The organism is Alteromonas sp. ABM1_013 (assembly GCF_056160505.1).
On record NZ_JBSWXH010000006.1, the window covers coordinates 196,982 to 218,798 of the forward strand.

Below are 21,817 nucleotides of genomic sequence, written 5' to 3' on the forward strand. Positions count from 1 at the left end.
CTTCTTTTGCATTACAATCCGCATCTAACTTTTTGAGCGAACATACTATGACTGCGATTGGGATTGACTACGGTACATCAAATTCTGAGGTTGTGTATTTTGATGGAGCGGCCCATCAGCACATCAAACTTGACCCGCTAGATAAGAAAGGCAACAAAATCCGTTCTTCGGTGTTCATCTATTTTGAGGATGAACTGCCACCGCCTCCTGATGCTATGGTGGAGGCGAAAGTTGCGCAGTTACAGCGAGTGATCAGCGAACAGATAGATAAAGCCAAAGACGGCTATTATTCGGCAAAAGACCCGAAAGAGCAGGCAATGTATAGCAGCCGAATTGACTCGCTGCGTGGTGATCTGCATAACAAGCCAGCCCTTCAACGCAAAGCGATTCAGCAGTTAATGCACGCTATGTCGCTAGACGAGATTCCTTTGCTGCGTTTAGTAGAGCACGGCAAGTTTGCGTTTGGTGAAGAAGGGTTTAGACGCTTTCTTAAAATGCCGGACAAAGGCCGACTTATCTATTCACCTAAGAACTTTTTAGGCGCATCGCTAGATGGCGACCAAAAACAGGCGTTCATCGGTATTATTGCCAAGCAGCTAGCTTACTTTAAACAGTGTGCCGAGCAGCAGTTAGGCAAGGTGGTAAACAATGCGGTTATCGGCAGACCTGTGAAATTTCACGGCACCCGCGGTGAAGAGGGCAACGCACAAGCGATTCAAATTATGACTGAAGCGGCAACTAATGCTGGGTTTTCAGGTGTTAACTTCTTGGATGAACCTATTGCTGCAGCTTATAAGATTGAACAAACCTTACCAAAAGACACTACCACGCTGATTGTAGATATTGGTGGGGGGACCACAGATATTTGCTGTATTAAGCTCTCACCTGAGCGTTCCAATCAGCTTGACCGTAAAGACGATGTGCTAGCGGTAACAGGCCGACGTTTAGGCGGTATGGATTGTGATAAAAGCTTGGTTCTTAAAGGCATAGCGCCTGAAATGGGTATGGGCCTTAAAATGATGAACGGGCTTCCTGTTCCGCCTACCTATTTTTCTGATATGTGTGCAGTTGACAACATTCCAGCGCTTACGCGCTTTTTCTCTGATGACTACGGGTTAGATATTTCTCAAACCATGTCTGTAATTAAAGAGCCGGCCCAATTAGAGCGTTTGCTTATCGTGCAAGAGAACAAGTTGTCTGCTCGAGTCGTAAACTCAGCTCGATTAGCCAAAGAACTACTTTCGAGCAAGCAAAACATTACGCTGCCGCTGCACTATATTGAAGACAACTTTGATGTAGAGATTTCACAGGATTCACTTAAAAAGGCGTTAAAACCTTGGCTAGACAAAGTGAAAGCGTTAGTGGTGGAATGTTTGGAAAACAGCAGTGAAAAACCAGAGGTGGTAATGATAACGGGTGGTATGAGTTTATCGCCTATTGTCGTTGATGCACTCTATGAAAAACTGCTTACGGGGCTGCCTCGATTAGAAAACGATGCATTCAACTCGGTGTGCGAAGGATTAGCAATTCAAGCGGCTAAGCACGCTTAATATCGTCTATAATTAAACACTAAGCCTTAGCGTAGTTACGCCTACTACGCTAAGGCTTTTTTGATCAGTGCTTAAGAATATTGTGTTCTTTCAAAAAAACTGCGATGGCTTCTGGCGACTCGAAAGCATTTAACAGCATTTCTTGTGCGCGCGCTTTCACATCGTTATCTTCAGATGATGAAAGTAAGTGGTACCAAGTCTTAACTAAGGCTAGTGGTGGCGTTTGAGTCATTGGGTTTCGCTCCAGCAATTCTTACTGCAAAATTCACATAAATCATCGTAACGTATGATTTGCCAAAACAAGCTCTGACCAGCGTAAAAAACGTGTAAATAAGCATCAACGCGCACTTTTTACAAATTGAAGTGTAAATTTCACAACAACTCGCAAGAAGAAATCGTGCGCTTAATGCCTAAGAATTTACATCATAACTGGCTCAAGCTTGTGTGAGCATGGGTTTCAGAAAACGACCTGTATGTGAAACTTCTTGTTGTGCCACATGCTCAGGAGTTCCTTCTGCAATAATCTGGCCACCTCCGGATCCGCCTTCCGGTCCGAGGTCAACAATCCAGTCTGCGGTTTTAATTACATCCAGGTTGTGCTCAATAACCACAACGGTATTACCGTGATCGCGCAGTCGGTGGAGTACGGCTAACAACTGCTTAATATCGTGGAAGTGCAAACCTGTAGTCGGCTCATCCAAGATATAAAGGGTCTGCCCAGTGTCTCTTTTTGACAACTCTTTCGCCAATTTTACTCGTTGCGCTTCACCACCAGATAACGTAGTAGCGGCTTGGCCAAGTCGGATATAAGACAAACCCACATCCATCAGCGTCTGCAATTTACGTGAAATAGCCGGTATAGCATCGAAGAACTGACGGGCATCTTCCACGGTCATTTCTAACACTTCGTGAATGTTCTTATCTTTGTACTTTATCTCTAGGGTTTCACGATTATAGCGTTTGCCCTGACATACATCACAAGGCACGTACACGTCTGGCAAAAAGTGCATTTCCACTTTGATTACGCCGTCACCCTGACATGCCTCACAGCGACCGCCTTTTACGTTAAAGCTAAAGCGGCCAGGCTTGTAACCTCGTGAACGCGACTCTTGTGTTCCGGCAAACATTTCACGAATAGGTGTGAAAATACCAGCGTAAGTCGCCGGGTTAGAGCGCGGTGTTCTGCCGATAGGGCTTTGATCAATATCGACCACTTTGTCGAGTTGATCTAGTCCGGTCATCGACTTATGCGGTGCCGGTTCAGAAGTGGTCGCCTTGTTCAGCTCGCGCTGGGCAATTTTGTAGAAGGTATCGTTAATCAGCGTTGATTTACCCGAGCCAGATACGCCGGTTACACAGGTCATTACGCCGGTAGGTATACGCAAATCAACAGATTTTAAGTTGTTGCCTGTAGCGCCTAAAAGTTCTAACCACTTGTCGTCTTTCACCGGTGTGCGTGTTGCAGGGATTTCAATCTTCTCTCTACCAGATAAGTATTTTCCGGTAAGTGAGTCTTCACTGCTTGTTATATCTTCAAGTGAACCTTCGGCAATAATTTCACCGCCGTGTACACCAGCACCCGGGCCAATATCCACAATGTAATCGGCTTCGCGGATTGCATCTTCGTCGTGCTCTACAACCAACACCGTGTTGCCTAGGTCGCGCAAACGCGTAAGTGTGCCGAGTAATCGTTCGTTATCTCGCTGATGAAGACCGATAGACGGTTCATCGAGTACGTACATTACGCCAACGAGGCCTGCGCCAATTTGACTTGCTAGTCGAATACGTTGGGCTTCACCACCGGATAAGGTGTCGGCACTGCGCGACATAGAAAGATAATTTAGGCCTACATTCACCAAAAAGCTTAAGCGGTCCATGATTTCTTTCAAAATCTTTTCGGCTATCTGCGCTCGCTGGCCTTCAAGGTTGAGTGTCTCGAAAAAGCCGTAAGCATCAGCAATCGACATCTCGGCAATGGCTGGCAGATTAGTATCTTGGATAAACACATTGCGTGCTTCAACACGTAAACGCGTGCCGTTGCAGCTACTGCAGTGCTGCTGGCTTAAATATTTTGCTAGCTCTTCGCGCACCGAGTTCGACTCGGTTTCACGGTAGCGGCGTTCCATATTAGGGATAATACCCTCAAATGGATGCTTACGCTCCATCACGTCGCCACGTTCGTTTATATATTTAAACGACAGCGACTTGCCTTTTGAACCATACAGCACAATGTCTTGGTGCTTTTTATCGAGTTCTTCAAATGGCACGGTAAGGCTAAACTTATAATGGTCTGCTACTGCCTGCAGCATTTGGAAATAGTAGTAACTACGCTTATCCCATCCGCGAATAGCGCCGCCGGACAGGCTCAATTCGGTATTGCCGACAACGCGTGCTGGGTCAAAAAACTGTCTTGTACCTAGCCCGTCACAAGTTGGGCAGGCACCCGCTGGGTTATTAAATGAAAACAGACGTGGTTCAAGTTCACTAATGCTGTAGCCACAGTGAGGACAGGCAAAGTTAGCAGAAAACACTATTTCTTCTGCGTCTTTGTCGTCCATATCAGCCACTACCGCGTTACCGCCAGCAAGGCTGAGGGCTGTCTCGAATGATTCCGATAAACGCAGTGCCATGTCGTCACGCACTTTAAAGCGGTCAACCACAACTTCAATGGTGTGCTTCTTGTGCAAATCCAGTGGTGGAGGATCGGACAAGTCGCAAACCTCACCGTCAATACGCGCGCGAATAAAGCCTTGTGCAGAGAGGTTTTGCAGCGTCTTAACGTGCTCACCTTTGCGCTCTTTAACAATAGGCGCGAGCAGCATCAGCTTACTGCCTTCTGGCATGGCTAACACTCTATCTACCATTTGACTAACCGTTTGTGCATCCAGTGGCACATCGTGCTCAGGGCAACGTGGTGTGCCTACGCGGGCAAACATCAAACGTAGGTAGTCGTAAATCTCAGTGATGGTACCCACGGTGGAGCGCGGATTGTGCGATGTTGATTTCTGCTCAATGGATATTGCAGGTGACAAACCCTCAATATGATCAACATCGGGTTTTTCCATCATAGATAGAAACTGACGGGCATACGCAGACAAAGACTCAACGTAACGACGCTGACCTTCCGCATAAAGCGTGTCGAATGCAAGAGACGATTTACCCGAGCCAGAAAGGCCGGTTATCACCACCAGTTTGTCTCGTGGCAGTGTTAAATCGATGTTTTTCAAGTTGTGGGTGCGAGCACCGCGAATTTCGATTTTATCCATTGAAGCCTAAATGAGAGAAAAAGAATCAGTATGCCATAGGTGTCAAGTAAAGTGATATGACATTCAAGTTATACTGTGAGTGGAGTAAGCAGATCACCTTACAGGCCCAAGCTTACGATTAGAACTAACGAAACTACATTGTAAAATGGTGATTTTATCCCCACTTTTAAACCCCTACTAAGAAAAAGAGTAGCGCGAAAAGGCTAAATCAACCTCGCGAGTTGAAGAAAATGCCAATTGTATTAATCGAATTTAAGGTAAGTGGGTGTAAGTGCAATTTATGCTACACTTCGCGACCTTATTCTTGATGCTGCAGAAACAAGTGTTCTCTGCGCGCTTTTATGTTTTTTTGATTTTATTTATTGAGGGAAACAGACGCTTTGAACGCTTTGGAATTACGCGCCGCGCTTGCACTCGCCTCCGTTTACGTATTACGCATGATGGGGTTGTTCATGGTTATGCCTGTATTGGCTGTAGCCGCGATGGACTACCCCGATTACTCGCCGTTGCTGGTAGGGCTTGCCGTGGGTGGATATGGCTTAACCCAGGCTGCGCTGCAAATTCCTATGGGCATGATGTCTGACAAGTGGGGGCGTAAACCCGTTATTTTGCTAGGGTTAGCCGTGTTTGCATTGGGAAGCTTTGTAGCAGCCAACGCTGACAGTATGGCCATGATGATTGTTGGGCGTATTCTTCAAGGTGCTGGGGCTATTGCAGGTGCGATAATGGCGCTAGCTACCGATGTCAGCCGGGAAAGTCAGCGAGCCAAAGTGTTAGCCATCATAGGTATTGCTATTGGGTTTTCTTTCTATTTAGCCGTTATCTTAGGGCCTCTTATTGCTAACAACTACGGGCTTGCCGGCGTGTTTGGTATTACTGGTATTCTGGCCATTCTTTGCATGCCGCTGGTTAAATGGGTAGTGCCAAACGGTGTGCAACTTAGTAGTGGTGATACCCTTCCGCAAAAAGACCAGCTAAAGCGCTTAATCTTCTCTTCACAGTTGTGGCGTTTAAATGTCAGCGTAATGATTCTGCACATGCTGATTACGCTACTGTTTGTACAACTGCCCGTCACGCTACTGAACTTTGATATGACGCTAGATAGCCACTGGACGATTTACTTACCTGTACTTGGTGCGTCAATTGTTGGTCTAATCATTATGATGGGAGCAGCAAGAGGCCGTACGCCTAAATCGCTTCTTTTAACCGGTGTAGTGTTAATGGGCGGCGCGTTTTTAGCACTTAGCTTAGAAGACCAAAGCTGGTGGTGGGTTACCACAGCCGTTGTTCTTTTCTTTACTGGCTTTAATTATTTAGAAGCGAATTTTCCTGCATTGGTGTCGAGCATTGCGCCTGCCGGACAAAAAGGAACGGCCATGGGGCTTTACGCTAGTTTTCAGTTTTTTGGCGCGTTTTTAGGTGGTGTAATTTCAGGTTTCGTTACCGATATTTGGTCGCAAGAACTAGCGTATGGCATCGGCGCTGCCAGTACTCTGCTTTGGCTTTTCATTATTCTTGGGGTCAAAGAAGTGAGCCGGGTTAAGCGTGTGATGATGAACGCTGAATTTGATAATTCAAAAGCCTCCGCAATCGAGTCAGAATTAATGTTGGTGCCAGGTGTGCTGGAAGTAACATTAAACGGTCAAAATAATGCGGTATATCTTAAGGTGGACCGTGACTTTGATGCGGTAAAAGCGCGAGACGTACTGTCAGCATAATGGAGGCAGTACGTTAAATACCAAGATAAGTTTGCATCCCCCAATCTTTTAAAAAGGAAGTGAGCACCATGATTGACCTAAGCCGTTATAAAGCTATTATTTTTGACATGGATGGCACCTTGGTTGATTCAATGGGCGCGCATATTGATGCCTGGCAGTTGACCTGCGACGCGTTCGACTACCCCTTTGACCCTGACTATCAACATAGTTTAGGTGGAGTTCCTACCTTCGAAACAGTGGATCTTATGAATGCCAAGTATGGCAAAAGCCATGATCCTGCGCAGGTTGCTTTATATAAAAAACAGGCCTTTGAAGGGTTAGATCATGTGCCAAGGCTTATTCAAGATACCCTGGATGTGTTTAATCACTATAAGGGAAGTATGCCCATTGCAGTGGGGACAGGCTCAGAAAGGCAACATGCACAATGGGTATTAAACGAACATGGTTTATTAGAACAATTATCTGCGCTGGTAACGGCAGATGATGTGACTAAAGGTAAACCTCACCCTGAAACCTTTGTGCGTGCCGCTGAATTAATGGGTGTAGCACCGCAGCATTGTGTGGTGTTTGAAGATACCGAGATGGGCCGAAAAGCGGCTGTAGACGGTGGCATGACGTGCTTTATGGTCGATAACAGGCGGCTTATCTATTAAATCTAATTCGCATAAGCTTTAAAGTTTAGCGCCTACTATCATAATTTTTCAGCTTATACTGCCTCTAGTTCACTTAGCGCATCGCCACAGTTATGTAAAAGTGACGACTTTATACGTTTGGTGGCATCTTCAATGGCGGTTTTCATAGCATCGATAGCAATTTGATTGCTCTTTTCTTCACTGACATTCACGCTCATGCTTTTGCCTCTAAAAACAGTAACGGGTGAATACTCCTCAGCATAGTCAGGTTTGTATCTAACATTAAGTACAACTGTAGCAACCAAATTACTTCCCAAGCTTTTTACGAAAGCGCGATTAAGCCCAACTTTCACGCTATTACTTGCATCAATGTCAGGGCTTACATTCATTTGCTCTAGGCTTTGCTGCAGCAGCGTATAAAGAGCATCTTCAGTAACGTTACTGCTCCCCACTAACAAATCTTTGCTGGATCGAGTATCGATAAGCTCCGCTAAATTAACCGGGCAAGCCTTCGCTTTAGACATTGTCAGTCGATAATCGGCCTTTTGCGACTCGGGTATTAGTGAAGAATCGAATTCGGATTGCGTAGACTCACAAGCAGCGAGCAAAAGTAGAGTGCAGCAGGCAACAAACATGCGTGCTGATGGCACAATGCGGGGTGAGAAAAATGCTCTATTTTTCATTATTTTAATTTTTCTTATGGAAAGCTTATGGCAGTAATATAGACTCAAGTATAAGAAAATTTGTAACGTGAATAAACCTAACAACTGTTGCAAACTGTTACAGTCTGTTTAGCGTAGCAGAGTATAAGATTTGTTCAGCTACGCAACTAACGATAACTTATAGGTTTATTATAAATTTCCCTACTTTCAATCAACACGGACAGTTCTTAAATGATGACCTTTAAAAACGCAGTAATCAGTGTACTTGCAAGTGTTTCACTAATAGGGTGTGCAATTAACGTTTCCCCTTCGGCCTTTTTTTATCAAGACACACAGCAAAAGCCTCTTGATACTACAAAGCTGCACGCTGCTATTCAAAAAGATAAAACTTCAGCGGGCATAACCCGTGTTGAAGTTAAAAATGAAGCCGGATTAACCCTAAGAGGTGTTGCCGTTTCATACCCTGACCCTATCGTTAACATTGTTTTCTTCGCGGACAATCGTATGCCGGTAAGTGAAAATAATAGTATTATTCATAGACTGGGTAAGCTGCCTGCCAATATATTGTGGCTTGATTATCAGGGAGTAGGGGCTAGCGATAAAGCGAAGAGCCTAAGCATTAACGCTATCAAGCAAGACGCGTTAACTCAATTTGATTATGTAGAAAGTGCATTTGATGCTTCAATTCCAACTATTGTTCACGGGCGAGGCATAGGGAGTTATTTCGCAAGCTATGTTGCTGCTAATAGATCAATAGATGCTTTGGTATTAGACGGGGCTTTCAATAATATTTCAGACCTTATCGCCAACATGGTGCCAGGTTTTTCTAATTCATTTACTAATATGAAACTTCACGATGAAGTTCATAGCATGCAAATCGCGCCTATTCTTCGTCACTATGAAGGTCCACTGTGGTTAGTCGTCGGAGAGGAAGACAAGATAACGCCTTATCCTATCAGTCAGCAGTTATTAGAAGATGCATCTAGTAGTGAGAAATACATTTCCGTCATTCCTGGAGCTACACACAACGCAACGTTAAAAAGTGACTATGCCATTGAACAGTACAAACAATTTTTAGCGAGATTCACTCAATAAGCCAATCTTACCTGCTGTGGATAAATAGTGGAAAACCTTGTTGGTAAGTCTGTTAATAGCCATATAAAACAACAGATCACGATCTCGTAAGCGCTTTCTGGTCGGATCACGAAATGTCAGTTAAATCAAGCGCTGTAGAGCCATTGTTGCTGATCCTACTGTTTTTCGATCATAACCTGGTGCAGGATCAGGCAATTTTCTCTATTGGGGATAAAAGTTTGGAGCATAACGATCAAGCGCGTATTTTTGTCAATAGTTTCATGTCATGAAATTTTTAGAACACGGCTGCACGAGGATGCGGCGAATTACGATTAATCACTCATCAAATTGGCTTATTACTGTATAAATAAAATACCCGCCGCAGGCGGGTACTTGTTACTATCGTCAACTACGAGATAACCGAAGACTACACTCGTACCACGGAATCTCGCTTCACAACAGTAGGTGTATATTTAAAGGTTAAGCCTTCTTCTGGCTTACTTCCCGACGCGTACTTCAATGCAAGCTCAGCGGCCTTTGCAGCCATCATTTCTACAGGGTAACGCAGCGTAGTTAACTTAGGGCGACAGTATTTAGCGAGTAATACATCGTCATACCCCATCACAGATACTTGTTCGGGCACTGAGATGCCGTGATCCTGTAACATGGTCATTGCACCTGATGCCATCGCATCGTTATAAGCCAAGACAGCGGTAAATTTAGCGCCTGTGGCAAGCAGGTTCTGCATTGCCAATTCTCCACCTTCTTGATCAGGCGTGGCGTATTCAATCATGCTTTCAGGTAAGCTAAGCTTTGCGCTATCGATGGCGTTTCTGATTCCTTCGAGACGATGATTCGGATCATCAATACGGTATTGGCTGCTTATTACCGCTACATTTTCATGCCCTTGGTTGATTGCATATTCTGCCATAAGGCGGCCACCGGTCACGTTATCAAGCCATACGCAGCGGTTCGCGATTTCTGGGATGTATCGGTTAATTAGAACAAAGCCTGGTACTTGGTTAGCAAAGCCAATCAACGTCTTATCATCAAGAGCTTTGCTGTGAACAACCATGGCTTCAACACGGTGCTCTAACAAGGTTTCGATGGCGCGCAACTCTGTCTCTTTTTCAATTGACCCCGCGCTTAATAGTATTTGAACGTTATTTTTGCGCGTTATGGATTCAACACCATGGGCTAACATTGCGAAAAATGGATCGTGGAGTTCAGCAATAACCACACCCAATGAGGCACTGCGTTTAGTTACGAGAGCCCGTGCATTTGCGTTAGGACGGTAGCCCATTTCTTCCATGATTTTTTTAACGCGTTGTCGAGTATCGTTGCCTACTTTTGGGCCGTTATTGATAACCCTAGATACTGTGGCTAACGAAACGCCAGCGGCTTGGGCTATATCTTTTATTGTTGCCATTTTCTCTTTAACTTTGTTTTTTAATGCATTGAAGACCTTGGGGTCTGATTGGCATAGCGTACATTATATTTACATAAAAAGGTAAAATTCTCTCTTTCTGTGCTATGGCGGCACATCTCAAGCAATAGATAAAACTATCAAGTGGTTTTACCATACGCAGTTCTTCGCTAAACCCCTGTCAAAAAGAATGGAAAACGTATAACCTTTTAGCAATTCTGAACGCTCTACCGATTCTAAAACTTTGCAGGCGAGCACGAAAAATTGCCCGAGATTAATTAATCGAGCACCCGATAAGGTAAAATAATTGTTATGAAAATCAACGTATCGACATTTGGTGAAGTAAGTGGCAAAGCTGTTAGTGCTTTTACTTTGAGTAATGACAACGGGATGTCAGTTACCTTGCTCAACTATGGTGGAATTATCAAGGAACTCTATTTTCCCAACGCGAAGGGCGAGTTGATTAGCTGTGTTCAAACTTTTGATACGTTGCAGGGCTATATCGATGACCCTAGCTATCGCGGTGCAATTGTAGGGCGCTATGCTAATAGAATAGGGAATGGCACATTTACTTTAAATGGCCAGCAGTACACGTTAGATAAAAACGGGGGAGAGCATAATCTTCACGGAGGGCATGCCGGCTTTCACAAAAAATTGTGGCAAGCTAGTACCCAAGAATCCCCCGAGAGTGCCAGTGTAACATTCACCTTATCAAGCCCAGACGGCGAAGGTGGTTTTCCAGGAAATGTTAGTGTTGAGGCGTGTTATACGCTTAATCAGCAAAATGAGTTAACCCTTGTAGTCAAAGCAACGACAGATAAGGAAACGCCCCTTAGTTTTACACAGCATGCTTACTTTACACTAAGTAACGATGAGAAAGTGGGTAGTACACTGCTACATATCGATGCAAAAAAGGTGACGGATGCAGATAGTACTCTGCTACCAACTGGTGATTTAGTTGATGTCGCTGATACACCTTTTGATTTCACTTCATTTCGTGCAATAAAGGAAAGGGCTGAACAAGACAATTCACATCCATTGTTTGACCGAGTAGGTGGCTACGACCATAACTATGTACTTCAGCCTGCCCATGAAAATAGTCCGCAAGCAACTGTGAAAGCGCCTGATACTGGCTTGACCATGGAGTTATTTACTAGCTTGCCGGGGCTGCAATTTTATACGGGAAGTTTAAAAGACAGTAATCAGCTAGGAGCTCTATGTTTAGAACCCCAGCATTTTCCCGACGCCCCGAATAAACCGTCGTTTCCGAATTGTTTCCTAAAACCGGGTGACACTTACGAGGAAACGATTCGTTATAAATTCAGCGCTGAGTGAACGCACTGAAGTGCTAAAAGAAAATTAATTGTTATTAATTTAACAATTAATTTTCTTTGTTAGTTAATTGATAAACAGTATATCTTGCTATATTATTACTAGGGTAAACGTTTAACCCTATTTGACGTTGCGCTTCTCAGCGTAACTGACTAATGCAGAGAGAGTGATTATGGGAACCCCTTTCGACCCAACCAATGATCCGCATCGCCGTTATAACCCGTTGTTGGGAGAGTGGGTGCTTGTATCACCACACCGTGCTAAGCGTCCTTGGCAGGGGGCTTCTGAAGAGCCGAATAACGAACAAAAGCCATCTTACGACCCTACTTGTTATCTGTGCCCGACTAACACGCGTGTCAACGGCGAGGTAAATCCAGACTACAAAGGCACTTTCGTTTTTCAAAACGATTTTGCTGCGCTCAAGCAAGATACTGAGCAAGCCAGTGAGAAAAAAGGTCTGTTCCAATTTGAAACAGAGCAAGGCTGTAGTCGCGTTATTTGTTTTTCTCCAGATCACAGTAAAACACTTCCTGAGCTTACTGACGAAGAACGGGTAGATGTGGTTAACACGTGGAAAGAACAAACCGCTGAACTAGGTGAAAGCTATTGTTGGGTACAGGTGTTTGAAAACAAAGGCTCAATGATGGGGTGTTCTAACCCTCACCCGCATGGTCAGGTATGGGCGCAGCAGCACATTCCCACAGACCCAGCAAAAAAATTAGTACAGCTGAAGCAGTACTTTGGTGAAAACAACGCACCTATGTTGTTGGATTACGCTGAGCAAGAAGTTATTAAGCAAGAGCGCGTAGTATGCCAAAACGATGATTGGGTGGTTGTGGTGCCATATTGGGCTGCATGGCCATTTGAAACGTTATTACTGCCACGTTTTGATGTTCAATCTTTGCATAAGCTATCTGATTCGCAATCTCTTTCACTTGCGAAAATCATTGGTGAGATAACAGCTAAATACGACAATTTATTTGAAACGTCTTTCCCATATTCAATGGGTTGGCACAGTGCGCCATTTGATAATGAAGACCATCCTGAGTGGACACTTCATGCACATTTCTTCCCGCCGCTATTGCGCTCAGCAAGTGTTCGCAAGTTTATGGTTGGATACGAAATGATGGCCGAAGCACAACGAGATTTGACCCCTGAACAGGCGGCAGACAGATTAAAAGCACTGCCTACGGTGCACTACAAGCAACGTGAGAATACCAATGGATAACCAAGTACTTTCTTCTAAATTTGAAGCGCATTATGGCAACGAGCCTACGTTAATAGCACACGCCCCTGGTCGAGTGAACATCATTGGTGAGCACACCGATTATAACGAAGGGTTCGTCTTTCCGGCTGCTATCAACTTTGGTACTTGGGTTGCGGCAACGAAGCGCGACGATAATGACATTCTGGTTACTGCGATGGACTACGAAAATCAGCAGAATCAGTTCTCATTGTCAGACATTAATTACGACGAGGAACAAGGTTGGGCAAACTATGTTCGCGGCGTAGTGAAAGTGCTAAAAGAGGCGATGCCAGATTTTGGCGGCGCAAATTTGTTGGTAACGGGTAATGTTCCACAAGGCGCCGGTTTAAGCTCTTCAGCGTCTTTTGAAGTGGCAATACTGAAAGCCCTAAGCGCATTGTATGAATTGCCTCTTGATGGTGTACAAGCTGCGCTATTAGGTCAAAAAGCAGAAAACACTTTCGTAGGCTGTTCGTGCGGCATCATGGATCAGTTAATCTCAGCCATGGGTAACGAAGGTATGGCAATGCTGCTTGATTGTCAGTCGTTAGCCATCGAACATTCACCGCTTCCTGACTCGCATCAAATCGTGATTATCAACTCGAATGTGAAACGTGGCTTGGTAGACAGCGAATATAACTTGCGTCGTCAGCAGTGCGAGCAAGGTGCATCGCTACTGGGTGTTTCATCATTGCGCGAAGCAACCATGGAGATGCTAGAAGAAGCCAAAGCACACATGCCTGAAGTGGTTTATCGCCGAGCAAAGCATATCATTACTGAAAACGCGCGTACGTTGGCCGCAAGCCAAGCGTTAAAGTCTGGTGATATTGAAACGGTAAGTGACGCTATGGCCCAGTCTCACGTTTCTATGCGTGATGATTTCGAAATTACCGTACGCCCAATTGATTATTTGGTTGAGATTATCGGTGAAGTGCTTGGCAAATCTGGCGGTGTCCGTATGACGGGCGGTGGTTTTGGCGGCTGCGTAGTAGCGCTTGCCCCTACAGACAAAGTTGATGTTGTGAAGCAAGTAGTAGCAGACAAATACTTTGACGAAACTGGCTACCATGCAGACATCTACGTGTGCACCGCAACACAAGGCGCATTTGCTTAAGTTCGCATGAATGAAAACAAGGATTAGAAACGAAAACCTCTCCCTTTTCTAAACAATCCTTATCGTTAGAATTGTTTGTGTCCCTTGAGCCGCTCCCATAGGTAGCGGCTTTTTTTTTACAAAATTGCATGTTTCTTGTTAAAAAAGATCAACAAAGTGTGATACTAATACTACCCGCAATAACACGATGCGTTTATCGGTGACTTTCTGACCGGTTGACAGTTATCGTAGAATGCGAAAAACGCGTTGTAAAAAACGTGACACTGGTGTGGCAACAACCAATAAAATAATAAAAACAATTTTTCACCTGTGTACCCTGCATAACAATCGCCGCACCCAAAATAAGAACTTTGGGAAAAACTATGAAATTAGCATCAATAGATATCACGTTGTTCGTGGTATACGTCGTCGCGCTTATCGGAATTGCGTGGTGGGTTTCGCGCGAAAAGCAGGGTCACCAAAAAGACACTAACGATTACTTTCTAGCGGGCTCAAGCTTGCCATGGTGGGCAATTGGCGCATCGTTAATTGCCGCCAATATTTCTGCCGAACAAATCATTGGTATGTCTGGCTCAGGCTACCAGCTAGGGCTTGCTATAGCGTCGTATGAGTGGATGGCTGCCATTACACTGCTTATTGTGGGCAAGTTCTTTTTACCTATCTTTTTAAAGCATAAAATTTACACCATGCCTCAATTCTTAGAGCAGCGATACGATCATCGCGTGCGTAAGGTAATGGCAATATTCTGGCTAGGCGTTTATGTTTTTGTAAACCTGACAGCTGTGCTGTGGCTAGGTGCTCTGGCTATTAACACTATTGCTGGTGTCGATATGGTTTACGGCATGATGTTCTTAGGTCTTTTCTCGCTAGCCTACTCACTTTATGGCGGCCTAAAAGCGGTAGCGTTAACCGACATTATTCAAGTGGTGCTGTTAGTCATTGGCGGGCTGTTCCTGTCGTATACCGCGTTAAACCTAATCAGTGATGGAAACGGTGTTATTCAGGGGTTTGTCGATTTAACCAATAAACTACCTGAAAAATTCGATATGATTTTGTCAAAAGACAACCCGCACTATATGGACTTGCCGGGCATTTCTGTACTGGTTGGCGGTATGTGGATAATGAACCTGTCGTACTGGGGCTTTAACCAGTACATTATTCAGCGTACGTTGGCGGCAAAGAGCGTGCAAGAAGCCCAAAAAGGTATCGCGTTTGCGGCATTCCTTAAGTTACTTATGCCGTTAATTGTGGTGTTGCCTGGCATAGCTGCGGTACTAATTGTGCCTGACCTAGCTAAGCCTGACCAAGCTTATCCAAGCTTGATGACGCTAATGCCTGTTGGCCTTAAAGGTATTATCTTCGCCGCGCTTGTGGCGGCTATTGTGTCATCACTAGCCTCAATGACAAACAGCGTGTCCACTATCTTTACTATGGACCTTTATAAAGATAAGCGCCCAAACGAGTCACAGCAGCACTATGTAAAAGTAGGGCGAATCGTAAGCCTGGTCGCGCTAATTATTGCTATGGTGGTAGCTAAACCGTTATTAGGTAATTTCGACCAAGCATTCCAATACATTCAAGAGTTTACCGGTTTCTTTACGCCAGGCATTTGTGCGCTCTTCGTATTAGGTATGTTCTGGAAGAAAACCACGGCAAACGGTGGCCTGCTTGCCGCGTTAGGTTCATTTTTATTAAGCATTGTATTCAGACAGTTCTGGCCAGAACTACCGTTTATTGACCGTGTAGGGCTCGTGTTCCTACTGTGTGTTGCTCTGGCTGTAGTTGTTTCACTTCTGGAGAAAAAGGGCGTTAGCGAAAACGCGGTTGATATAAATAAAGTGCAGTTCAAAACCACAAGTGGTTTTAACGTAGCTTCAATCGCTGTAGTGATTTTGACGGCAGCGTTTTATATTACGTGGTGGTAGCAAGTACAAGAGGGTGTTTCTAATAGTAACGCCCTAACTAAGCTCTGCTCAAAACAACGCGAAAGTTCAGAAGACGCTGACAATAAATTTTGTTAAGTTCTAGAACGTGTTGCAGTTAGTGAAGTAAACGTGAGGCGAAAAATTTCAATTTTCCCTCATAAAATACGATATACTAACCGGCTAATATTCGATGAACTTTCGCGCTTGCTGATGTCTTACAAGAAGAGTTATACAGCAAGCCACTAAAAACATTACAGGAGACATCAATGGCAACGAAAGGCGTTAATAAGGTTATTCTTGTTGGAAACCTTGGCAATGATCCTGAAGTTAGATACATGCCTAACGGAAACGCCGTTGCGAACTTAAGCCTAGCAACTAGCGAAAGCTGGAAAGACCAACAGGGTCAGGTTCAAGAGCGCACTGAGTGGCACCGCCTTACAATGTACCGTCGCTTAGCAGAAATTGCCGGAGAGTACCTGAAAAAGGGCTCGCAGATTTACGTTGAAGGTAAATTGCAAACGCGCAAGTGGCAAGATCAGCAAGGTCAGGATAAATACACTACCGAAATTATCGTAGACCAAATGCAAATGCTTGGCGGTCGCGGCGGTGAAGGTGGCGGCGGTAACGGTGGTTACCAGCGTCCTCAAAATAATCAAGGTGGTTACAACCAAGCACCAGCGCAGGGCGGCTATAATCAAGCGCCACAGCAAGGCGGTGGTCAACAAGGTGGTTACAATCAAAACCAAGGTGGCGGCTACAATCAAGCGCCTCAAGGTGGCAACCAAGGTCAGCCTAAGAACCCACCAATGGCTGAGCCAGATTTTGACTTTGACGACGATATTCCGTTCTGAACTAAGACAAAATCGAGAATGTTGAAAAGTATAGAAAGAGCCGCTTATAGCGGCTCTTTTTTTGAGCTAAACTCGCCTAATTATTTCCTCTTATATTTCTAAATCATCAATAACAATAGTCTTGAGGTTGTGCCGTATCCGCAGCAAGGTATTATTTTATTAACTAATTAAAAAAAATGCCTATCACCATGAAAACGTTATCCCTACTTGCTAGTACCATCGCTTTGGTTTCAGCTACCGCCATCGTTTCACCCACAGTATCAGCTGCACAAAAGCTGTATAAGCCTTTTCCTACCGACGTGATGCCGTCGCTAAGTGAGAAAGGTACACATACAGTTGGCGTAAAAACTATTGAAGCCACGTATCCAGAAAAAGTGAAAGATATTGCTGGAAATGATGTCGAACGTAAGTTGACGCTAGAGGTCTGGTACCCAGCTTCAAGTGCTGCCGAGACGGCAACGTATGTGAATGAAACGCGAAGTGGTCAAGTATTTGAAATTGAGGGTGATGCAAGCCGAGATGCGCCTATTGCTAAAGCAGATTCTGATTACCCTGTGGTAGTTATATCTCATGGCTATACTGGCTATCGCACGCTTATGTATTATTTAGGTGAACACCTAGCGTCTCACGGCTATGTAGTAGCGGCAATCGACCACACAGACTCTACGAATAAAGATGTTAACTTCGCAGAAAACCCGTATTCAGGTTTTCCAAGCACATTACTAAACCGCTCGCGAGACCAAGTACTTACTTTAAACAGCATCAGCGAAAACGAATTTTTCAAAGAGAATGTTGACGCAAGTAAAGCAGGGGTAATTGGTTATTCAATGGGAGGCTATGGTGCGGTAAGTACAGTCGGTGGTTGCTATGCATTTAACGATCAAACAGCAGCAACCTTTACTGGTACACAAGACCCTAAAATGGCAGCGCTAGTTAAAGACGCGCTAAATACTTGCGCAGGTGGCGAAGAAAGTAGCAAGGATGTGCTGCCAGCTTGGAAAGCAGCGCTAGCGCTTGCCCCATGGGGCGGGCAACATCAGCTCTTTGACGTTGAATCACTTAACAATATCAAGGTGCCGGTTCTTTATGTGGCAGGTGATAACGACGATATTTCTGGTTACGAAGGTATCAAGTGGTTATTCGAAAATACCGGCAGTGAAGGCTCCAAGCTACTTACGGTTAAAAATGCGCGTCATAACGTAGCGCCACACCCAGCACCTAAAGAGGCCTATGGTAGCGAGTTTGATTTGGGTAGCTACATTGAACCTGCGTGGGAAGTACAAAAGTTAAATGCTATCAACGAGCACTTTGCGTTGGCGCTTATGAACTGCCATGTGAAAGGTTTAAAAGATGATTGTGAATACCTGAACGTGAGTGGCAGTATTGCCCAAGCACCCGTAGACGGTAAGAAGCCAGAGCCCTGGAAGGGCTTCGACGACCGCTGGGCATTGGGGCTAGAAATGGACAGTAAATAACAGTTTGAAAAGGGTGCTTCGGCATCCTTTTTTAATTTTGTTACATATTTATTTTCTAACTTTACGCATAGTGGCGTAATGTAAGACTGCTTCTATCAATCATCGATAGTAAAAAGCGCTTTAAAGCGGCATTTCGAGCTACCCATAAACTAAACCATAAGGAAGTGAAAATGCGTAAATCTACTGTGTCAGCACTATGTGCGTGTTCTATTTTGTTAATGCCTTCCATAACCGTTACCCAAAGCTATGCGGCAGCACAAAACGTTGCTACAGCAAGTGCCGATGACATAGAAACGCTAAAGGCCTACTTCAAACAAGGCGACTATAATTATGTTGTAGAATCCCTCGAAGCCGTTGAAGGCAAATCGCCAGAACAACACAACATGCTTATTTCTGCCCTGATGAACCTAGATTTAGATGATGCCGAGGAGGCAGCAGAGCAGTTTGTTCAGGATTACAGTGATAACTATAAGGCTTATCATACACACGCCAGCGTAATGGGAGCCCAAGCCTCAAGTAGTATATTTTCAGCCCTAGGCTATGCGAAAAAAGCAAAAAAGAGTTTAGAAAAAGCAGTGGAAATTGCCCCAAAAGAGGTTGCTGTTTACCAAGCCCTAATGCAGTTTTACTTAATGGCTCCTTCTATTGCTGGTGGCGATTTGGATGAGGCCACGAAACTTGCGCAAACTATTTCAAAACTTGATGCTACCGAAGGTCAGTTTGCTTTAGCTAAAGTTTATTTGGAAAAAGATAAGCAGGCAGAAGCAGAGGCGATCTTTGCCTCTTTAATTGAAGATGACAGCACCCACATTCGCGCTAGGGTTGAGCTAGGTAGTTTCTATTTAGGTAATGAGCAGTACGCTGCATCTTACGATACTTTGTTACCGTTATCAGATACTGATGTGACTGCAGCTTCGAAAGCGGATACTGAGTACGTATCAAAAGCGTAAAGCCAATCTTATGTATGGAAAGTATCGCTTAGGGCAAGTTGCTGTTGAAAGTGGCGAGTACACAACTTCAGGTATTAATGCGCTAAAAAGCTATTTGGAAGACTACCAAGTTACGACCATTGATACTGAAGGCTTACCAGGAGCTAATTGGGCCCAGCTGCGCCTAGCCGAACTTCTTCTTAACGCAGACAAAGTGAATGAAGCGCAAAACCTTGTTGAGACGATAAAAGAAGACAGCGATGAACGCTTTGCTAAAACACTTAAGAAAATTAAAAAGGCACTAAAAAAGCGAGCGGCGGTGTAATACCGCGTAGCTCGCTTACTCGTATTTCCTTTCGGCTGCGCTTAGAAGGCCACAGCGATTAGAAAGCCATAGCGTTTAGAAAACTACAGGGCTTTAACAGTATAAATCAGCGCTGTTTGCGGGAAGAGTACCGGCAGCTGCATACCGTATTTCATTAAGACTTCGCCAGAGAATACTTGCCCTTCAGTTTGTTGCAAAATTGAAGGAGTGTATTCTTTCAGCTTTTCAGGCCATACACGCTCAATGGTGTATTGCTTGTTAGCATCAAGCCCTGCAAAGTAGAAACGATTCGGCGTAGTGCGTACGGTTTCTGTAACACTGTTATATGCAAAAATACCTTCCTGCTTGTCTTTCGACACATAACCAAATTTCACATTCATGCCGTCATCATCCATGCGGAATAGGTCGCCGCCGTGGGTAATATGACGATATTTCTTATAAAGCGAAATTGCGTCTGTTAGCACGCTTTGCTCGTGGTCTGTCAGTTCACGTGGGTCCATTTCTATACCCATATGGCCAAACAAGGCTACTGCTGAACGAATTTCAATAGGTAGGTTACGGCCAGTAATATGGCAGTCACGCGGACCTACGTGGGCGCCCATGACTTCAGATGGGAAGAAGTAAGAGCAGCCGCGCTGAATGTATAAGCGGTCTAGTGCGTCGTTAGAGTCTGATGTCCAGAAGCGATCTGTGTGTGGCAATATGCCTAAATCTACACGTCCGCCACCTGAACAACAGCTTTCTATTTCGATGCCTGGCTTAGCTGCTTTTACACGGTCAATTAAACCGTAAAGCGCTGCCATTTGGCCGTGCATTGCTGGTTTGCCTTGAAGGTTACCCGGATGGTTTACATCGCGGTTCATGTCCCATTTGATGTAGCTAATTTTGGGATAGGCTTTTAGTACATCAGTAATCACTTTATACAGGTACTCAACCACTTCAGGGTTGGTTAAATCCAATACGTACTGATTTCTGAAAGGGACGTGAGGGTTATTCTCGGTTTGCAGCGCCCACTCAGGGTGTGCGCGATATAAATCGCTATCTGGGTTAACCATTTCTGGCTCAAACCAAATGCCGAATTCCATGCCAAGACCAGTAACATGGTCAATTAGCCCGTCTAGTCCTTCTGGGTAGATAGCTTCATCTACAAACCAGTCACCAAGCCCAGCTTTGTCGTTCCTGCGGCCTTTAAACCAACCATCATCTAATACAAAGCGCTCAATACCTAGCGGAGCTACCTTGTCAGCCAAGGCTTTAAGTTCGTCTTCGTTGTGATCGAAGTAAATTCCTTCCCAGGTGTTGTAGTGCACTGGGCGAGGCTTTGATTCAGCGCTGTGGTTTAGCACATTGCTGCGAATGAAGTTATGGAACTGTTGCGACAGGGAAGAAAAACCTTCACAGCCATAGCCGGTGTAAAGCACTGGTGATGTATAGCTTTCGCCAGCATTAAGTACAACTTCACCTGGAAATAATAACTCACCAAACTGTACGTAGCTTCTGCCGTCAGCCATGAGTTCAGCGCGAAGTTTATGGTTCGCTGAAGCGCCAAGGTGGTAACCAAAGCACTCACCGTTAAGTTCCCCTGTCCCTTCAGGAAATGCAATCAAACCAGGAAAAGTGTCGTGAGACGTTTTACCGCGACGATTTTCACGAACGTAGCTGCCAAAGAATAAGTCGTGATCTTTGGTTTGGAATTCAGCAGACCAACGACCTTCGAATGTTTTAATTTTACTCACTGTGGTTGGAAGCGGAAGGCTTGCTGCATTTAAGTAAGTTAAGTTGAGTGGAGTATCACCGCTATTTTCAATGCGAGAAACATACTTAACTACACTGGTATCTGCATCGAGTTCGGCAGTGGTAATAAGGCGCATGCCGCGATGCGTGTCTTCGGCAATAAAAGAGACTGATTGCGCGTTATGATTAACATCCACCAAGCTAAAGCCTGCTGACCATTGGTCAGCATCGCCGGAAACTTCAAGGCCTGGCTGTCCTGTCCAACCTTCACCATGGGTAGGTACTAAAGTAATGGGTGGCTCGATAACCGGCGCACATTTAGCTTCTTGGCGTGTGTTTAAAACGCTAAGCATTTCAGGCGTTGTGCTGTCACTTAATGGCGCACCATAGTAAATGACTTTTGGCATGCGACCCTGACAGTCGAATATTAAGGTGACTTTTTCGTTCGACAGGCGTACGAATTGAGAAAGTGACGACATAAAAACCTCAGCGTTAATAAAACGTAAATTAGGTGGCGATACAAATTTTTTTACAACGTAAGAAGTGTCTTCTTACGCT

The 21,817-nt window shown here is 44.7% G+C and carries 17 protein-coding genes; 12 read left to right on the top strand and 5 right to left on the bottom strand.

Annotated features, from left to right (window positions below):
- Positions 1-47: 47 nt before the first annotated feature.
- A complete protein-coding gene (locus ACXAGK_RS18080; RefSeq protein WP_474857304.1) occupies positions 48-1,550 on the top strand; it encodes an Hsp70 family protein in 1,503 nt (500 codons plus the stop codon).
- Positions 1,551-1,614: 64 nt separating this feature from the next.
- On the opposite strand, the gene ACXAGK_RS18085 is transcribed toward ACXAGK_RS18080, so the two are convergent.
- Together ACXAGK_RS18085 and uvrA are read right to left on the bottom strand one after the other, a co-directional pair.
- Positions 1,615-1,782 (bottom strand): hypothetical protein, encoded by a 168-nt coding sequence (locus ACXAGK_RS18085; protein ID WP_474802878.1) that lies wholly within the window; start codon positions 1,780-1,782, stop codon positions 1,615-1,617.
- Positions 1,783-1,984: 202 nt separating this feature from the next.
- On the bottom strand, positions 1,985-4,816 hold the full coding sequence (gene uvrA, locus ACXAGK_RS18090; protein ID WP_474857305.1) for an excinuclease ABC subunit UvrA: 2,832 nt from the start codon (positions 4,814-4,816) through the stop codon (positions 1,985-1,987).
- Positions 4,817-5,196: 380 nt separating this feature from the next.
- On the opposite strand from uvrA, the gene ACXAGK_RS18095 reads away from it, so the two are divergent.
- On the top strand, positions 5,197-6,534 hold the full coding sequence (locus ACXAGK_RS18095; RefSeq protein WP_474857306.1) for an MFS transporter: 1,338 nt from the start codon (positions 5,197-5,199) through the stop codon (positions 6,532-6,534).
- A gap of 68 nt (positions 6,535-6,602) precedes the next feature.
- A complete protein-coding gene (locus tag ACXAGK_RS18100) occupies positions 6,603-7,187 on the top strand; it encodes an HAD family hydrolase (RefSeq protein WP_474857307.1) in 585 nt (194 codons plus the stop codon).
- Positions 7,188-7,240: 53 nt separating this feature from the next.
- On the opposite strand, the gene ACXAGK_RS18105 is transcribed toward ACXAGK_RS18100, so the two are convergent.
- Positions 7,241-7,849, bottom strand: a complete 609-nt coding sequence (locus ACXAGK_RS18105; RefSeq protein ID WP_474802869.1) for a hypothetical protein — start codon at positions 7,847-7,849, stop codon at positions 7,241-7,243.
- Between the two features lie 210 nt (positions 7,850-8,059).
- Between ACXAGK_RS18105 and ACXAGK_RS18110 the strand changes: the two genes are divergently transcribed.
- Positions 8,060-8,923, top strand: a complete 864-nt coding sequence (locus ACXAGK_RS18110) for an alpha/beta hydrolase family protein (RefSeq protein WP_474857308.1) — start codon at positions 8,060-8,062, stop codon at positions 8,921-8,923.
- Between the two features lie 406 nt (positions 8,924-9,329).
- Here ACXAGK_RS18110 and ACXAGK_RS18115 read toward each other — a convergent pair whose 3' ends face one another.
- Positions 9,330-10,331: a LacI family DNA-binding transcriptional regulator gene (locus ACXAGK_RS18115; protein ID WP_474802865.1), complete on the bottom strand. Its 1,002-nt coding sequence runs from the start codon at positions 10,329-10,331 to the stop codon at positions 9,330-9,332.
- 309 nt (positions 10,332-10,640) lie between these two features.
- On the opposite strand from ACXAGK_RS18115, the gene ACXAGK_RS18120 reads away from it, so the two are divergent.
- From ACXAGK_RS18120 to ACXAGK_RS18155, 8 genes are all read left to right on the top strand, one after another.
- On the top strand, positions 10,641-11,663 hold the full coding sequence (locus ACXAGK_RS18120; RefSeq protein ID WP_474857309.1) for an aldose epimerase family protein: 1,023 nt from the start codon (positions 10,641-10,643) through the stop codon (positions 11,661-11,663).
- A 169-nt stretch (positions 11,664-11,832) separates the two neighbouring features.
- Positions 11,833-12,888, top strand: a complete 1,056-nt coding sequence (locus tag ACXAGK_RS18125; RefSeq protein ID WP_474857310.1) for a UDP-glucose--hexose-1-phosphate uridylyltransferase — start codon at positions 11,833-11,835, stop codon at positions 12,886-12,888.
- Complete coding sequence (gene galK / locus ACXAGK_RS18130; protein WP_474857311.1) at positions 12,881-14,020, top strand: galactokinase; 1,140 nt, start codon at positions 12,881-12,883, stop codon at positions 14,018-14,020. The genes ACXAGK_RS18125 and galK overlap by 8 nt, the downstream gene beginning before the upstream one ends.
- Positions 14,021-14,382: 362 nt before the next feature.
- Positions 14,383-15,945: a sodium/sugar symporter gene (locus ACXAGK_RS18135; protein ID WP_474857312.1), complete on the top strand. Its 1,563-nt coding sequence runs from the start codon at positions 14,383-14,385 to the stop codon at positions 15,943-15,945.
- Positions 15,946-16,211: 266 nt separating this feature from the next.
- Entirely contained in the window at positions 16,212-16,796 is a 585-nt protein-coding gene (locus ACXAGK_RS18140) for a single-stranded DNA-binding protein (protein WP_334058631.1), read from the top strand.
- Positions 16,797-16,984: 188 nt separating this feature from the next.
- On the top strand, positions 16,985-18,271 hold the full coding sequence (locus tag ACXAGK_RS18145; RefSeq protein ID WP_474857313.1) for an alpha/beta hydrolase family protein: 1,287 nt from the start codon (positions 16,985-16,987) through the stop codon (positions 18,269-18,271).
- A gap of 170 nt (positions 18,272-18,441) precedes the next feature.
- On the top strand, positions 18,442-19,221 hold the full coding sequence (locus ACXAGK_RS18150; RefSeq protein ID WP_474857314.1) for a tetratricopeptide repeat protein: 780 nt from the start codon (positions 18,442-18,444) through the stop codon (positions 19,219-19,221).
- Between the two features lie 10 nt (positions 19,222-19,231).
- The gene (locus ACXAGK_RS18155) at positions 19,232-19,525 is read left to right on the top strand and encodes a hypothetical protein (RefSeq protein ID WP_474857315.1); all 294 of its coding nucleotides are present in this window, start codon (positions 19,232-19,234) and stop codon (positions 19,523-19,525) included.
- Positions 19,526-19,608: 83 nt separating this feature from the next.
- On the opposite strand, the gene ACXAGK_RS18160 is transcribed toward ACXAGK_RS18155, so the two are convergent.
- The gene (locus tag ACXAGK_RS18160; protein WP_474857316.1) at positions 19,609-21,738 is read right to left on the bottom strand and encodes an alpha-galactosidase; all 2,130 of its coding nucleotides are present in this window, start codon (positions 21,736-21,738) and stop codon (positions 19,609-19,611) included.
- Between the last annotated feature and the right edge of the window lie 79 nt (positions 21,739-21,817).

Coding starts and splice junctions, on each gene's coding strand:
- ACXAGK_RS18080 (WP_474857304.1), top strand. CDS start 48: ATGACTGCGATTGGGATTGACTACGGTACATCAAATTCTGAGGTTGTG.
- ACXAGK_RS18085 (WP_474802878.1), bottom strand. CDS start 1,782: ATGACTCAAACGCCACCACTAGCCTTAGTTAAGACTTGGTACCACTTA.
- uvrA (WP_474857305.1), bottom strand. CDS start 4,816: ATGGATAAAATCGAAATTCGCGGTGCTCGCACCCACAACTTGAAAAAC.
- ACXAGK_RS18100 (WP_474857307.1), top strand. CDS start 6,603: ATGATTGACCTAAGCCGTTATAAAGCTATTATTTTTGACATGGATGGC.
- ACXAGK_RS18105 (WP_474802869.1), bottom strand. CDS start 7,849: ATGAAAAATAGAGCATTTTTCTCACCCCGCATTGTGCCATCAGCACGC.
- ACXAGK_RS18110 (WP_474857308.1), top strand. CDS start 8,060: ATGATGACCTTTAAAAACGCAGTAATCAGTGTACTTGCAAGTGTTTCA.
- ACXAGK_RS18115 (WP_474802865.1), bottom strand. CDS start 10,331: ATGGCAACAATAAAAGATATAGCCCAAGCCGCTGGCGTTTCGTTAGCC.
- ACXAGK_RS18120 (WP_474857309.1), top strand. CDS start 10,641: ATGAAAATCAACGTATCGACATTTGGTGAAGTAAGTGGCAAAGCTGTT.
- ACXAGK_RS18125 (WP_474857310.1), top strand. CDS start 11,833: ATGGGAACCCCTTTCGACCCAACCAATGATCCGCATCGCCGTTATAAC.
- galK (WP_474857311.1), top strand. CDS start 12,881: ATGGATAACCAAGTACTTTCTTCTAAATTTGAAGCGCATTATGGCAAC.
- ACXAGK_RS18135 (WP_474857312.1), top strand. CDS start 14,383: ATGAAATTAGCATCAATAGATATCACGTTGTTCGTGGTATACGTCGTC.
- ACXAGK_RS18140 (WP_334058631.1), top strand. CDS start 16,212: ATGGCAACGAAAGGCGTTAATAAGGTTATTCTTGTTGGAAACCTTGGC.
- ACXAGK_RS18145 (WP_474857313.1), top strand. CDS start 16,985: ATGAAAACGTTATCCCTACTTGCTAGTACCATCGCTTTGGTTTCAGCT.
- ACXAGK_RS18150 (WP_474857314.1), top strand. CDS start 18,442: ATGCGTAAATCTACTGTGTCAGCACTATGTGCGTGTTCTATTTTGTTA.
- ACXAGK_RS18155 (WP_474857315.1), top strand. CDS start 19,232: ATGTATGGAAAGTATCGCTTAGGGCAAGTTGCTGTTGAAAGTGGCGAG.
- ACXAGK_RS18160 (WP_474857316.1), bottom strand. CDS start 21,738: ATGTCGTCACTTTCTCAATTCGTACGCCTGTCGAACGAAAAAGTCACC.